This is a genomic window from Paenibacillus massiliensis subsp. panacisoli DSM 21345 (genome assembly GCF_000426545.1).
Lineage (GTDB): Bacteria > Bacillota > Bacilli > Paenibacillales > Paenibacillaceae > Paenibacillus > Paenibacillus panacisoli.
In genome coordinates, this window is the sequence record NZ_AUFO01000022.1 from 1 (window position 1) to 14,674 (window position 14,674).

10 protein-coding genes and 1 pseudogene are annotated in these 14,674 nt (G+C 49.0%); 9 read left to right on the plus strand and 2 right to left on the minus strand.

Annotated elements, in window-relative coordinates; all coding sequences use genetic code 11:
• The 4 genes and pseudogenes from K331_RS32270 to K331_RS0117715 form a co-directional block, all read left to right on the plus strand.
• Positions 1–503, plus strand: a pseudogene (locus tag K331_RS32270) (hypothetical protein); the annotation flags it as partial.
• Between the two features lie 178 nt (positions 504–681).
• Positions 682–1,125, plus strand: a complete 444-nt coding sequence (locus tag K331_RS0117705; protein WP_084165502.1) for a DUF4280 domain-containing protein — start codon at positions 682–684, stop codon at positions 1,123–1,125.
• A 62-nt stretch (positions 1,126–1,187) separates the two neighbouring features.
• On the plus strand, positions 1,188–3,983 hold the full coding sequence (locus tag K331_RS0117710; protein ID WP_169718360.1) for a TreTu family toxin: 2,796 nt from the start codon (positions 1,188–1,190) through the stop codon (positions 3,981–3,983).
• Between the two features lie 2 nt (positions 3,984–3,985).
• Positions 3,986–4,555 carry a hypothetical protein gene (locus tag K331_RS0117715; protein ID WP_028591348.1) on the plus strand — a complete coding sequence of 190 codons (570 nt, stop codon included), beginning with the start codon at positions 3,986–3,988 and terminating at the stop codon, positions 4,553–4,555.
• Between the two features lie 711 nt (positions 4,556–5,266).
• Here K331_RS0117715 and K331_RS0117720 read toward each other — a convergent pair.
• A complete protein-coding gene (locus K331_RS0117720; protein WP_028591349.1) occupies positions 5,267–6,184 on the minus strand; it encodes an AEC family transporter in 918 nt (305 codons plus the stop codon).
• 483 nt (positions 6,185–6,667) lie between these two features.
• Here K331_RS0117720 and K331_RS0117725 point away from each other — a divergent pair, with 483 nt between their 5' ends.
• Positions 6,668–7,363, plus strand: a complete 696-nt coding sequence (locus tag K331_RS0117725) for a class I SAM-dependent methyltransferase (protein ID WP_025677151.1) — start codon at positions 6,668–6,670, stop codon at positions 7,361–7,363.
• Between the two features lie 36 nt (positions 7,364–7,399).
• Entirely contained in the window at positions 7,400–8,302 is a 903-nt protein-coding gene (locus K331_RS29860; RefSeq protein WP_051289899.1) for a glycosyltransferase family 2 protein, read from the plus strand.
• Between the two features lie 247 nt (positions 8,303–8,549).
• Here K331_RS29860 and K331_RS0117735 read toward each other — a convergent pair whose 3' ends face one another.
• Entirely contained in the window at positions 8,550–9,266 is a 717-nt protein-coding gene (locus K331_RS0117735) for a DsbA family oxidoreductase (RefSeq protein WP_028591350.1), read from the minus strand.
• A gap of 483 nt (positions 9,267–9,749) precedes the next feature.
• On the opposite strand from K331_RS0117735, the gene K331_RS0117740 reads away from it, so the two are divergent.
• The 3 genes from K331_RS0117740 to K331_RS0117750 all read left to right on the plus strand — a co-directional run bounded on the left by K331_RS0117740 (position 9,750) and on the right by K331_RS0117750 (position 14,624).
• On the plus strand, positions 9,750–10,487 hold the full coding sequence (locus K331_RS0117740; protein WP_028591351.1) for a FadR/GntR family transcriptional regulator: 738 nt from the start codon (positions 9,750–9,752) through the stop codon (positions 10,485–10,487).
• A 79-nt stretch (positions 10,488–10,566) separates the two neighbouring features.
• On the plus strand, positions 10,567–12,612 hold the full coding sequence (locus K331_RS0117745) for a hydantoinase/oxoprolinase family protein (protein ID WP_028591352.1): 2,046 nt from the start codon (positions 10,567–10,569) through the stop codon (positions 12,610–12,612).
• The gene (locus K331_RS0117750; RefSeq protein WP_051289900.1) at positions 12,609–14,624 is read left to right on the plus strand and encodes a hydantoinase B/oxoprolinase family protein; all 2,016 of its coding nucleotides are present in this window, start codon (positions 12,609–12,611) and stop codon (positions 14,622–14,624) included. The genes K331_RS0117745 and K331_RS0117750 overlap by 4 nt, the downstream gene beginning before the upstream one ends.
• Positions 14,625–14,674 lie beyond the last annotated feature (50 nt).

The window sequence follows — 14,674 nt, forward strand, 5'->3', positions numbered from 1 at the left end:
AGACTCAGGAGGCAGCAGTAGCCTATTGGTTCCCGTATGCTTCTCCCTATACCGCTGAAGGGCATAGTGGCTGGTATGTGATGCCAGAGCTGGGGGATCGCGTACGCATTACCTTTCCGGCGCATCTGGAGGACGGGGCTTTCGCCAGCAGCTCAGCACGGGAGGGACGGAGTGAGGAGGGACAGCAGGGACAGAACCGTTTCAGTAATCCGCAGGTGAAGATTTTTCGTACCCCACACGGCAAAGAAATTCGGCTGACACCGGATGAGATCATCATTTCCAGCAAGGACGGAGCCGTCTTTATTCGCTTGAATGAGAAGGAAGGTATTCATATTACGAGTGATCAAGAGATCAGCCTCAGTGCAGGTGGAAGTATCTCATTGAGCGCAGGGGACAAGGTCAAGATCACGGCAGGACAGGAAATCCAGCTCTCTAGTCAGGGCAGTACGGTGTCTCTGGGCGGTCAGACGACGGTCATGGGCAGTGAGGTGAAGACGAATTAGCAGGAAAGAAGCTACAGAGAGAGACCATATGCAGACTTCAATTGATCTGTAGACAGGCTGAAGTAGAAGTAGAAGTAGAAGTAGAAGTAGAAGTAGAAGTAGGCAAGAGCAGTTTGAGAGAGACAAATGTTAGGAAATCAGGATGCGGTGGCCATGATGCCGCAAAGGAGTGAGGGTATTGTCACAGACAGGGAATAGTGCTTCTGCCGGGAAGGAAGATTTGCGGCCCGGAAAGGGAAGTAAGCTGGGATATGTCGTAGCCGGGGCCATTCTAAGCTGTAGCTTCGGCACACAGCCTACTCGGCTGAAGCGCCCGCTAAGCCATGGTGTATATATCAAAGGCAAGGCGCAAATGAATGTCGGCGATTGTGAGCCGGGAGTGAACATATCTGGCTTTGGCAGGTGCTGGTGTAAGGCCAACCCTGCGGTGAAGGCGAGCAAGCTGGTGGATATCTACGGAGTGCCCAAAGCACCGTGTGTCCCGGTCATCACGGGAGCATGGATTGGTGGAAAGAAGGATGTGCTGATTGAAGGTCAGCCAGCGCTACTGCAAGGCTGCTCTAACGCCTGTATGTATGGAGGCATGATTCGAATTGACGATGATGGACAGAACCTCGACTGAGCGGACGTTCATCACAAGGAAGGGAAGACGGGGGAGGAACAACGAGATGAGGAAGAATGGTGGTGAGTGAGATTCCGACCAATCAGAGCACAACAGTAGAACCTAGCCACATTCCACTGCATCGGCTGGAGCTGTCAGCGCCATTTGCGCTGCAACGGATTTCAGACATGCGAATGAGCCGCCCGCTGCACGATCACGCCAGACTGTTCCTGACAGGTATGGTAGACGAGGAGCAACAGGGACGCGTGCTAGAGCAGGCCCGAGCGGATCAGCCGCTCATACTTACGCTCCGAGGAGAGGAGGGACAGCCTGCCCGTACGCTGTTTCATGGGGAGCTCCAGCAGGTGCGCATGAGCATGGTTCGAGGGGTATACACCGTTGAACTGGAGGCGGTGTCTCATACCTATCAACTGGACGTCAGACCGCGGATGCGTTCATTCCAAGACTCGCAGATGACTTACGCTGAGCTCATTCGGCAGGTGCTGGAGCTTTATCCCGATGCGGACTGCATCCAGATGGTTGGCGACGAAGTGAGGCTTGGTGAGCTGCTCGTCCAGTATCAGGAGACGGACTGGGCATTCCTGCAGCGGATGGCCTCCCGTTTTGGAACGGTGCTGGTTCCTGAGGTGACGCTTCCTGGTCCGAAGCTCTGGTTCGGCGTACCGGAGGGACGCCCCGTCAGCTTGGACAACGCCCATTATCGGCTGAGACGGAGCTTCGAGAAGGACGCCACGGCGGAATTCAACCATATATTAGAGAGCGGAACACAGGCCCAACCGGGAGATGAGGTCGAGTGGGCGGGAACGAACTGGACCGTCGGTGAGATCACGACGAGCACCCAAAGAGAACTGTTGCTCCATGAGTACCGCCTGATGCCTGAAGGCAGCATTCATAAGCCGCTGCAGCACAATGCAAGATTGACAGGGGCGATACTGGAAGGCAAGGTGCTGGAGGTCAAAGAGGATCACCTGCGTGTGCATCTGGAGGTGGACGAGCAACAGGACCCTGCGAAGGCGTGGTGGTTCCCATACGGAACGCTTTATAGTGCCGAGGGGCATAGCGGCTGGTATGTCATGCCGGAGGTCGGGGATCAGATTCAGGTCTACTTCCCGAACGTGCGGGAGGCGGAGGCTGTGGCAACGGCCTCGATCCGTCGGGCCAAGTCAGCGTCAGCGAAGCTGGCTGATCCTCAGGTGAAGGTGTGGGAAACGGCGGCGGGGAAGTCAATACAGCTCAGCCCATCTGAATTGACGCTGACGGCGAGCAGCGGAAAGGTAGACATCCGACTTCACTCTGGTGGTGTGCAGGTGAGCAGTGAAAGTAACTTGTCGGTCTCTGCAAAGAGCCGTCTGTCGCTGCATGCAGACAGGCGTGTGCAGGTGGATGCAGGTAGCGCGATCTATCTACATGCCGGAGGCAGCAGCCTCGTACTGGACGGTGAGACCGATCTGCGCTCAGCTCAGGTGAAGCTGGAGGGAACGGTGAAGCGCCCGGTCTTCGTAGCGGATCTGGAGCCGATCTGGGAGCCGCCTATTGCTGGAGCCCCGACACCTGGAGACTCGTCCAGTGCTTCCGGGGGAGAGGGTGGAGACTCCTCTTCAGGTGGCAGTTCCGCGAACTCGAAGGGAAGTGAAGGGGGCCAAGCTGCGACAGCTCCTACGGCCAATCTGATGGGGGCACAACTCCATGCGCTGAAGCTGGGTCAGGCGGTAGCGGGCATGATTCCGGCTTTGGGAGCAAGCCCAGTGACCGCTGCTATTGGTGCCGTTGTCGCTGTGGCGATCGCTGGTGCGATGCCGTTCATGGGCCATGTATCACCGGGAGGAGCCAGAAGACGTTCCAGTTCAGCCATGTTCGGTCAGCATCTATTGTCGATCGTGGGTGGCCCGCTACTGGGTAAGGCGTATACCGCCGCCAGATTGTTCGGCAGAACACCGATGGCTGAAGAACTCATTAAGGCGATGAAGGAAGAGATGAAGCGGAAGCAGCGGTATAGTACGTATATGGCCCTGCATATGGAGAAGGATCTGTTGCGTCCACCAGCCCCGACTCCGGACTATGATTTCAGCCAATACAGTAAGAAATTTGTTGGGAACATGTGGATACTGAGTAAGAACGGCAATGTAGATCAGGAAGCGGCGAAAGCGACTTTAGCGTATAATGAAGCAATTAAGCGCGGAGAAATCAAGTTGGAAGTTCCAGAGGACGACTCGCTGGAGAAATTTATCATTGATCAGAACAAGGCATTATTAGCTGGGTATAATCCGTATACGGGAGAGCCTGTGTCCAAAGCTTATGCGTATTCTGTGGTCGCTGGGACAAGCCTTTCGATGTTCGTAGGCATCGCATCGATTCGACCAGGTAAAATAAATGGACCCGTCAAGATCCCAAAAATTGATTTCGAGAAGTATAAACCTAAGCCTAAACCGAAGCAACCGAATAAAGGCGGGCCGGGTGTCAACCAACCGATTGATGAATTTGACGACAGGTTGCATTATCAGGGAGCTGCAGATGGTAGGAAGGCTGAGGGGATGGACACTACAAGAGTTGGGAGATGGATGTCTCAAGCAGAGTATGATAAAATGGTAGAAACTGGTCGTATACAAATGTCGGGAGACAATAAAGTTCATGTTGCAAATCCTGCAAATATAGATGCATTCGGTAAACAAGCTCCAAAAGGTTCATTGTATGTTGAATTTGATGTATCTAATAGCACTATGACTCCTGGTGGTGCAGACGGTTGGGGAATTATTAATGGTCCAGGCTCATTGTTGGATAGGTTAAATTCTAAAAAAGGATTACCTCGAATAACAGAAGTCCCAAAAGTTACTAATATAGAGAAAAAAGGGAGTAAGTAAAGATGAGCAATTATACTCTTAAACAAATTAAAGAAACAGTGTCGAGATGGAGTAAAAGTGATAAATTAAAGCAAATAATCGGAGCAGATGATATTGAAATAACAAAAAATGAAGATGAGGTACTACTAATTGATTTAACATTTGAATATTGTTTGGCTCAAATAGTAGTTTCCAATCCAACTTTTGCCCCCTATCAGTATGTATCATTTGAAGCGATGACATTAGATTCTAAAATAGCACAGGAAACTGGGCAACCAGAAATGGTTTACTTTTTCTATGATTCTGCTAATTTTTCAGAAAATGATGTTATGGATGAATTGAATTTTGGCGTCAAACTTTGTTCTGAATATGTACCAGACCAGTTAAGAGAAATGTATCTTAATAAAGGTGGTCTATTAAATTTGAAAAATGCAAATTTATATCATGTAATGCATCCAAATGATGTAGTGAAATATAGCGAGGGTTTGGTTGATGTTGAATTTATTTGTACAGATATCGAATCTCAATTTTTACTTGTTAAAAACAACTTGATTTCGTTGAGAGTTTTACCACAAGTATTTACTATTAAATAAAATTTTGATTTACCATGAATTATCTCTACAAGCTCTTTCTTACTTGAATCCTGAGTAGGAATGAGCTTTTTTCACATGCGTCCTTTGCCCAGACTGAGAGGGTCAGTCCCGAATGATGAGAAAATTATAAGCTCTATAAAAAAACTAGCGATACACCAGCAGTTGGAAGCCGTACTTCAGATGGTGGAACTACAACTTTGCATAGCGGTACTGTAGATGGTGCTGAAAAAGATGTTATTAAAGAAGGGAATAACATTTACTCCTGGATATCCAGTGGGAGGTAAACCACAGCGCCAGGATTTGAACCAATAAATTAGTGGATAGTGGAGGGGAATATGAATAATTTTACAAATTCATAACTGAAATGTCTGGAAAGAATGCTTCAGATGATTATTGGTATGATGTTGGAGTAAATGATGCGATGACTTTATTGGGAAAATTTTCTTAATTAGATCGGAAATTGCTTAAGGGAATATAATAGATAAGTCGTTAGAATGGAAAAAAAGAGTAGTATATTGCTTTGAGGAAGAAAATGATGCAAGAGAAATTTAGTTGCTTTGATCATGTAAACTTTAAATAACTATATGCTAAAATCCCCCAGTTAGCGCGAATACCGCGTGTGGCTGGGGGATTTTTGAATACCATAATAAATAGTGGCTCAGCGTGCTTGATGATGGTGCATCAAGCTTGAGTCATCCGTAAGTTATCGGCTTAACCAAGCTGCTGCGCGAAGGTAATCAGCACGGTCATCGTAATCACATTCACAAGTGTAGACAAGAGGACGGTCTGCGCTGCAAAATCAGGCTCGTTCTTGTACTCCTCAGCCAGGATGGCCGTGTTCACACCTGTAGGCATGCCTGATGCGATCAGCAGCGCTTGTGCAGGAATACCTTCAAGTCCGAGCAGCAGCACAAGTGAAAATCCCACCGCCGGTCCGACAAGAAGGCGAAGCACCATACTGAGATAGACGGAAAAACGCTTCATGCGAAAAGGATATTGTACGATCTGTGCTCCGAGTGTCAGTAGAGCCAAAGCAACCATCGAGCGACTGACATAGTTCAGCGGCTCCATAAGCAAGGGAGGTAGGGGCTCATGCAGCAGATTCAGACCAAGACCAAGCACGAGAGCGTAAGGGACAGGCATTTTCAGAAAGTTCATTAATATTTTACGCGGGCTTGCGCTGCCGTTCTGCACGACAAATGCACCGTAGGTAAAGGTGATGAAGCTTTGAAAGGTCATGACAAGGGCTTGGACAGAAGCAGCGACAGGCTCGCCCTTGAAGACCAGCTCGTTGATCGGAATCCCATAATTTCCGGAGTTATCAAGCATGACGCTATTGGTAAAAGCACCGCGCATCCCGGGACTGTATTTCATTGAGCGTGCTACGACGGTACTGATCAGATACAGGATCAAGACGTACAGGATGTAGAACAGGGCTACAGACCCTAGCAAGGAGAAGGGAATATTCGAGCTATAAAGACTAACAAATACGATGGCAGGAGTAATGTAGTAAAAATTGATTTTTGCCAATGTGTACAGATCCAGACGAAAAGCATACTGCATAATGCATCCAAAACCGATCAGCACGAAGATGGGGAGTACAACCTCAAGTAAAATAGATAAGAACATGCCAAAGTCAACTTCTTTCATCCAGTAGTTACGCCGTATCAAGAATCTCCTGAGACAGACACTGATAAAAATTATACTGCAAAAGTGAAAGCCATCGAGTAGCAAATTTCTGAAATCGATAATAAAAAATGTGAACAAAGTCAAAATTGCATCAATATGTGCACAGAAGCAGGCTTTGGATAACTGTAATTTTGTTCGTATTAGGCACGAATAAGAACGTACGTTCCTTGATGAACTGAGAAACATGCAGCAGCAATATGCAATCATCGCTCCGCCAAAATGAGCTCATTATATCTTTATTTTCCTTAATTCAACATATGAAAAATTCACAATAGTAAAAGCAACGAATCTTGTACATCCCGTGCTATCCCAGCCTATCCCACATATCTATATAGAGAAAAGTTCGAGTTCCACAAATCACCCCGCCTACATACACTACTTGAGACCTGTTTTTCTAATCACTCTGAAGGGAGAGACACTTTCGTGCATCGATTCTGGGAGAAAGTGATCAAACCGATTTTGGCCGTAGTACAGCCGTCATCCATTGTGGAGATAGGCTCCCTGACCGGGCTGAACACGGTGAAGCTTCTGGATTACTGCAAGCATCTGGACGCCGTCTGCTATGTCATTGATCCCCATCCTAAATTTGAGGTGGAGTGGATGAAGATCTATTACCGGGAGAAGTTCGAGCTTCGTCAGCAGCTCAGCCTGGAGGCATTACCCGAGCTTGAACAGTATGACCTGCTTCTGATTGATGGCGATCACAATTACTACACTGTCTATCATGAGCTGAAGCATGCAGAGGATATGGCAAAGCTCAGTGGGAGGTTCCCGGTCATTTTGCTACATGATACTGCGTGGCCGTATGGACGGCGAGATATGTACTACGACCCTGATAATGTGCCGGAGGAGCAGCGCCAGCCATGCGCCTTGAGTGGGATCGTTCCAGGCTCATCCGCGCTGGTCGAAGGAGCTTTCAATCACACGGTACATAATGCTCTCACGGAATATGGAGAGCGAAACGGTGTACTGACGGCGGTGGAAGATTTTGTGAAGCAATCCGAGGTCAAGCTGAAGCTGTATTTACTGCATTCCAACAATGGTCTGGGTATACTGCTTCCCGAGGATTCGGAGCTGAATCCGGTAATTTCATTTATTGTAAATACCTCAGGGCTATAGAGCTTGAGATAAGGGTAAATGGAAAGGAGGCGGCCTATGAGCCTAACATCTATTATCATTCTGACCCACAACGGTCTGGACATGACACGTGATTGTGTGGATAGCATCTTCAGACATACTCCGGAGCCGTTCGAGCTAATTTTTGTAGACAATGCTTCAACTGACGGCACCGTGGAGTACCTGAAGACAGTTCCACAGTCTAGACTTATTTGTAATGACTATAACGCTGGGTTTGCGGCTGGATGCAATCAGGGTCTACTAGCTGCAGAGGGTAAATACCTGCTGCTATTGAATAATGACACGATCGTAACGAAGCATTGGCTGGGCGGATTGGTGGAACGCCTGGAAAAGCAACCCGAGTTAGGGGCGGTGGGGCCTGTAGCGACTCATGTAGCGCCGATACAGTGTGTGTACGATTATAACGGGAACAATGTAGCGGACATTGATGCATACGCTGCACACCGAGCTAATACGCATCACGGTCAAGGCTTTTATTCCCATAAGCTGATTGGCTTCTGTATGCTGATCAAGAGAGAGGTACTAGAGCGGGTTGGCGGGCTGGATGAACGTTTTTTTCCAGGGAACTATGAGGATGATGACCTCTCGCTGCGCATTCGGATTGCCGGGTATGCCCTGTGGGTGGCACAGGATGTATTTATCTACCATAAGGGACAGGGAACGTTTGAGCACACCGCAGCACAAGTTGGCTACCGGCTAACGTCAATGGAGAATGCGGAGCGCTTCCGTGAGAAATGGAATGTAGGATTGTCAGCTTTTGAGATTGCACTGCGTGGCTACAATCCGACGGACATCGTCTTGCGGGATACGATCTTCATACCAGAGCGGCATTGTATCCCTATAATGTCAGTTAGGCAGGAAGAGGCCAATACAGAGCCATCTGCTAAGACGGAGGATTCAGCAACCGATCAAGAAGACTAATCAGCAATTTAACCATTTCGTGCAATACGTGCAAGGGTAACAGGTAAAAGTAGGGTGATGAGTGTATAGCAAGTTGGGTCTAGTCCAAAAGACAGTCCGATGGTAGCCTAGGAATGCTCTTGTCAACATTATTGGCACTACATGCCATAACTTGACTGGAGGATTACTCAAGCTATATCGGACTGTTTTTTGATATTACTCTGAAGCTGAAGCTAATGAATTGAACCTATCAAGCTCTTATTCCAGATTAAGACTTAGGAATATCGCAGCCTTCGTCCGTACAGACATTACCGCCATCGTCATCAGTGGAATTCAGCACAGTCAGGGGCGATCTCTCTGCCCAGGCTTTCTGAAGCGCGTCTCTGAATACCTCTGGTGGCTGTGCGCCTGACACCGCGAATTTGCGATCGAACACAAAGAATGGCACTCCGCGAACTCCAATCTGGCTACCCTCAGTCTCATCCGAACGAACCTCAGCTACATACTGATCACTCGCAAGCACGGCCGCGGCCTGATCTCGATCCAGCCCCACTTCAGCAGCCAAAGCTGCTAGCGTATCTGGCTGCCCGATATGCTTCCCTTCCATGAACACAGCCTCGAACAAGCGCTCACTTAATTCAAGCATCTTATGATTAGCAGCTGCCCAATGTGTCAAGCGGTGAGCATCGAATGAATTAGTTGGCACCATATCATCGATCTGATACTCCAATCCTGCAGTTCTTGCGTTAGTCTTCATGTTATCATTCATGGCCTGCGCTTCCTCCAGGCTTACGCCGTATTTTGCAGATAGCTCCTCTTTGATTGTTTTTCCGCTATTGAGCTCGGCATCTGGATTTAATTCAAAGCTCTTGAATGTAATTTCGACTTCATCCCGGTGAGGGAATGTGGCAAGCACCTGCTCCAGACGGCGTTTGCCAATATAACAGAAAGGGCACATATAATCGGACCAAATTTCAATATTCATCAATAGACCTCCAATTGTAATTGCAGTAAATGAAACATTGATAGTTACATAATCAATCAAATTATAATCAATCTAAGAGTAAAATTCAAAATGAATTATACCAAGTTAACTCATAAGAATTATTGACTAACATTTGTGGGAGGGAATATAATCACCCTAATTCCAGATCAGTAGTCTAGAGAACGGATGTTCTAATCTAAAATTAGTCACATTTAATACTATAAAATTACAAAATATGATATGAATTTGATACAAATATATGGAAATGATCTCATAAACAAGCTAAAATGACTTATATCAGAGTGAGGGAACTTATTGGTATTGAACGTAATTAATCCCTCTCAGACTAAGAGTCTACTAATTGATAAATAATGATTTTGTAAGAAAAATATGGGAATACAACCCGAAAAATAACTGTATGTTGCTTTTTCGAGACTCGTTAATCATCTCTGATTAGTAACAAGTAATGATGTGGAGGTTTACATGCTGAACAAAGATTTTGAGCAATTAAAGCTGGAGCACGATCTGTTGTTACATCTTTCCAGATACGATACGCCTGTAGGAGCGACGACGCTCGTGCTAGTCATGGACAAGGAATTCGGACTAAGTCAGGCTTCGATCGGCAGAAAGCTGATGGAATTCGATGCTCTGGGCTATACCGAAAGTGTGGGGCGAAAAGGGCGTGTACTGGCAACGACTGGACGAGAGCGGCTCAAGAGCCTTGAGCGGGAGCTGGCCAAGTTCCGCGACAACGCCAAGCTGATGCAGGCTCTGCATGTATCGGACAAGCAGTCGCTTATTGATCTGCTTGTCGCAAGACGAGCCCTTGAAAGAGAGACCGTATGGCTGGCGGCTCAGCATGCTACAGAGGAGCAGGTAAATATGCTATGGGAATCCATTGCGCGTCAGAATAAACTAATGGCTGACGGAAAGATTCCAATCCAGGAGGATCGCGAATTCCATGAATTAATCGCCAAAGCCTCGGGGAACTTCATTCTTCTCCACGCACTTCAGCTTGTGTGGGGTGAAGGAGCACATCTTCCTGCTACTGCGTTAATTCGCAGGTCAGTAGGGAGTGAGCTGGTCGTCGATCATCAGAAGATTGTGGAATGTATTGCCACTGGCTCTCCGTATGAAGCAGCATCGGCCATGGTTACGCACATTAATCAGATGATTGAGGATGTTCATAAATATTACGATCAGATTCATGCGCAGCAATAACACGGTTCACAAGTGAAGGACATTCTAGGTCAGGGCTAGGCAGCATGAGGCATTGGACTGGCAATTAGGGGGAACAGACATGTCAACATACAGGCTCGGCATTGATATCGGGGGGACATTTACAGATGTCATGCTAACAGATGAAGCGGGTCACACGCACGCACTCAAGACACCTTCGGTACCCTCGGCACCGGAGCAGGCCATATTTAACGCGATTGAGCAGTTAAAGGAAAGAAATATACAGCCTGCTGAGGTAGAGCTGTTCGTGCATGGCACTACACTTGGGGTAAATACGCTCATTGAACGTAATGGCGCTACCACAGGACTGCTAGTAACGAAGGGATTTCGAGATGTACTGGAGATCCGTCGTCTGCGGCTGGAGAACACGACCGACCTGTATGGGGACAAGACAACGCCTTTGGTTCCCAGATATCTTGTGCGTGAGATAGACGAGCGAATGCTTGCGAGTGGACGGAAGTATCGAGCACTAGACGAGAACGAACTCAGGACAGAAGTCCAGGCTCTTGTAAAAGAAGGAGTAAGCGCCATAGCTGTCTCATTCCTGCATGCATATCACAATGCGGCACATGAGCAGCAGGCGGTGGAGCTGATCCGCCGGGAATTCCCGCAGCTATTCGTGTGCTCCAGTAGTGAGGTGTGGCCGCAGCAGCGTGAATACGAGCGGACTCTTGTCACGGTAATGAACGCATATGTAGGCTCCCGAATGAGTGAATATTTCCGTGGACTTCTACAAGGCACAAGAGAACGTGGGATGAGTGCTCAGGTGCTATCTACCATGTCTAATGGCGGGGTGATGACAGCTGAGAGAGCGGCGGCAGAGCCAGTAAAGACACTGTTATCTGGTCCAGCTTCTGGTGTAATCGGAGCTACCTATGTAGCAAGAATGGCTGGTATGGACAAGATTATTACCTTCGATATGGGAGGGACCAGTGTAGATGTTGCCTTGATTGATGGAGAGCCTGCGTATTCTACCGAGAATCAGATTGGTGATTTTCCCGTCATTATCCCGGCTGTTGATGTAACAGCAATTGGAGCGGGAGGAGGCTCTATCGCCTGGATCGATTCGGCGGGGGTACTTAAGGTCGGTCCGATGAGCGCTGGTGCAGATCCGGGTCCAGCCTGTTATGGCAGAGGTGGGGAGCAGGCCACCACGACGGATGCCTATGTACAACTGGGAATAATCCATCCTGACCGTTTTTTGGGAGGAGGAATGCAGCTGAATCCTGAATTGTCCAAGCAAGCACTTGCGGCGCTGGGTAGCTCGCTTGGGCTGAGCCCGACGCAGACCGCGCAGGCCATTCTGGATGTGGCGACTTCGAATATGTATGCCCAGTTCACTCCATTGATGGCACGCAAAGGGATTGATCCGCGTGATTATACGTTGCTGGCTTACGGAGGAGCAGGCCCAACACATGCCTTTCTGCTAGCAAGAGAGGTAGGGATCACAAAGGTGCTCATTCCTCCATCCCCCGGCACCCTATGCGCGACGGGCTGCATTGTAGCGGATCTGCGAAATGATTTTGTACACACCTTATATAAGGGTGGGGATCAGTTGCAGGACGGAGAATTGGAGCAGCTGTACGCCAGATTAGCTGGGCAAGGGCAACGGTGGCTGGAGGAAGAAAGTAGTCGTGGGATACCGCTGGAATCGACTTACTTGCTCTACAGTGCAGACATGCGATATGAGGGTCAGGCCTTTGATATTGAAGTGCAGCTCCCAGCTCATGCCGAGGGTGGGGGATGGATTCAGACGGCTATCGAGCGTTTTCACAGCCAATATGAGAGCATTTTTGGGATCAGTCAGCAGAGTGCGCCTGTGTCCTTTGTTAACTTGCGAGTCACAATTGTCGGTGTAACCCGCAAGCCAGCAGGCTCGCATCAGCCGCTTCGGCAGGCAGAGAGTAAAGTTAGCGACTTCCGCCTTATTCAGTTCGATGGGGGCGAGTGGGAGGCCAGTGTTGTTGGCCGGTCGAGACTATCTCCTCAGGAATGGCTCTCAGGGCCCGTCATCGTCGAGGAATATGATACGACTGTCTTCGTTCCACCAGGATACCGGGTACAGGCTGATGAGCAGGGTAACATCGTTGGGGAGGTGGAAGCATGAGTGGTCAGCAAGTTGATACCCAGATCGAAGGCATGACAACAGATCGTGTGTTTCTGGAAATATTCAAAAACCGGGTACAGGCAATTGTTGAGGAAATGGCAAATGTGGTGCTGAGAACAGGCTTTACGGCCTTCGTCAAAGAGACGGGAGATTTCGGTACTTACCTGCTGTCAGCCACAGGCGAGACTTTTGGTTCCCCGCTGGATACGGGATACAGCCTTTCGCTTGGCATTCCGGTAGAGGATGTACTGGCTACCATTGGGGAATGGCATGAGGGTGACATTGTCATCTGTAATGATCCATATTCCACAGGTGGGATGGCTACTCACTTGCCGGATGTATATTTGCTAAAGCCTATCTTTTATGACAACAAGATTGTAGCTTACGGCCTATGCTTCATTCATTCCTCCGATGTGGGTGGCAAGGTACCTGGCAGCGTCTCGCCGAGCTCGTATGATATTCATCAGGAAGGAATCCGACTCGCGCCAATGAAGCTCTATGACAAGGGTGTGCTGAATGAGCAGCTGCTGCGTATTTTTCTTGATAACTGCCGTATTCCCGATCAGAACTGGGGAGATCTTCGTGCCCTCATGGCCGGGCTTCATCGCGGTGAGCAGCGGATTCAGGAGCTGATCACCCGTTACGGTCTGTTGAAGGTGGAGCAGGGGATCGAGGATTTGCTGTCCTATGCGGAAGTAAGGGTTCGGCAGATGATACAGGACATTCCTGACGGTGCTTATGAATTCTGGGATTACATTGAGGATGGTCCCGGTGGCTACCCGGTACGCCTGCGCTGTCGAATGGTCGTGGCGGCTGATGAGATTTTTCTCGATTTCAAGGGGACCGATCCACAAGTGAGAGCTTCCTTTAATATTCCTACGCTGAACAAGCAAGGACACTATTACTTAGTGCCAGCACTGATTCGGTATTTCCGAACACTGGACCCATCCATTCCTTGGAACTCGGGTATGGTTCGCATGATCTCCAATGATGCCCCAACAGCCAGCATTCTGAACCCGGAATTTCCAGCGGCGATCGGTGCCCGTGCGGCGACATTCATCCGTCTCATGGATGTGTTGACAGGTGCGCTGAGCAAGGCGCAGGAGAACAAGCTGCCTGCGGCTGGCGCTGGACAGGCTGCCATTGTCATGCTGGCCATGACCGATCCGGTAACAGGCAAGCGCAAGGTGGGCGTCATTCAGCCGATCTGCGGGGGCTCAGGCGCAAGGCCCATGAAGGATGGTATTGATGGCATGGATTTTGCCGTCGGCCATCTCAGGAATATTCCGGCAGAGACGGTAGAAGCAGATATGCCGATCCTGATCGAGCGTTATGGGCTGCGGGCGGATTCAGCTGGAGCTGGCAAGTATCGCGGGGGCTCCGGAATTGAGCTACAGCTCAAGGTACTTAGTCCCGATACGGTACTGACGGCGCGAAATATGGAGCGGATGCAATTTCAGCCATGGGGCAGACTTGGGGGCAAGGCTGGTGCGGCTGGCATAGCAGTGAAGAATGCTGGATTGCCTGATGAGCTGGTGACTGGACGAATTGATGAGTTACTGCTACAGCCGGGTGATTCTGTTTCATTTTTTTCCCAAGGCGGTGGTGGATATGGTCATCCTTATGAACGGGCGACGACTCAGGTTCACCAGGATGTGCGAAATGGTCTGCTGTCAGTAGAGTCAGCTCTTGACGAGTATGGCGTTGTGATTCATGACGATGAAGTTAATGAAGCTGAGACTGCAGCAGTGCGGGCGGGAGGAGAACGCAAGCAGTCTCCATTCGACTTCGGCCCTAAACGTGAAGACTATGAGACTGTATGGACTGATGAACTGCAGCTCGCCGTGAACGCAGCGCTGATGCAATATCCTCTTGCTCTACGCGATTATTTGAAACGACGTACGATGCAGGATATGGATGAACGTGCGCTGCGAGGGGAGGTGCCTCGACCAGCAGACGCTGCCACGATCATGAATCAGCTTCATCAGAGCATTGTATCGCAATATGCATAGCCCTGGATAGCTAGCCTATATTGGCGTTCGGTGATGGTCTAATCTGATGA

Bases quoted from the DNA above. Each gene is read 5' to 3' on its own strand.
- K331_RS0117750 (WP_051289900.1), top strand. From the start codon at position 12,609: ATGAGTGGTCAGCAAGTTGATACCCAGATCGAAGGCATGACAACAGAT.
- K331_RS29860 (WP_051289899.1), top strand. From the start codon at position 7,400: ATGAGCCTAACATCTATTATCATTCTGACCCACAACGGTCTGGACATG.
- K331_RS0117740 (WP_028591351.1), top strand. From the start codon at position 9,750: ATGCTGAACAAAGATTTTGAGCAATTAAAGCTGGAGCACGATCTGTTG.
- K331_RS0117715 (WP_028591348.1), top strand. From the start codon at position 3,986: ATGAGCAATTATACTCTTAAACAAATTAAAGAAACAGTGTCGAGATGG.
- K331_RS0117745 (WP_028591352.1), top strand. From the start codon at position 10,567: ATGTCAACATACAGGCTCGGCATTGATATCGGGGGGACATTTACAGAT.
- K331_RS0117720 (WP_028591349.1), bottom strand. From the start codon at position 6,184: ATGTTCTTATCTATTTTACTTGAGGTTGTACTCCCCATCTTCGTGCTG.
- K331_RS0117735 (WP_028591350.1), bottom strand. From the start codon at position 9,266: ATGAATATTGAAATTTGGTCCGATTATATGTGCCCTTTCTGTTATATT.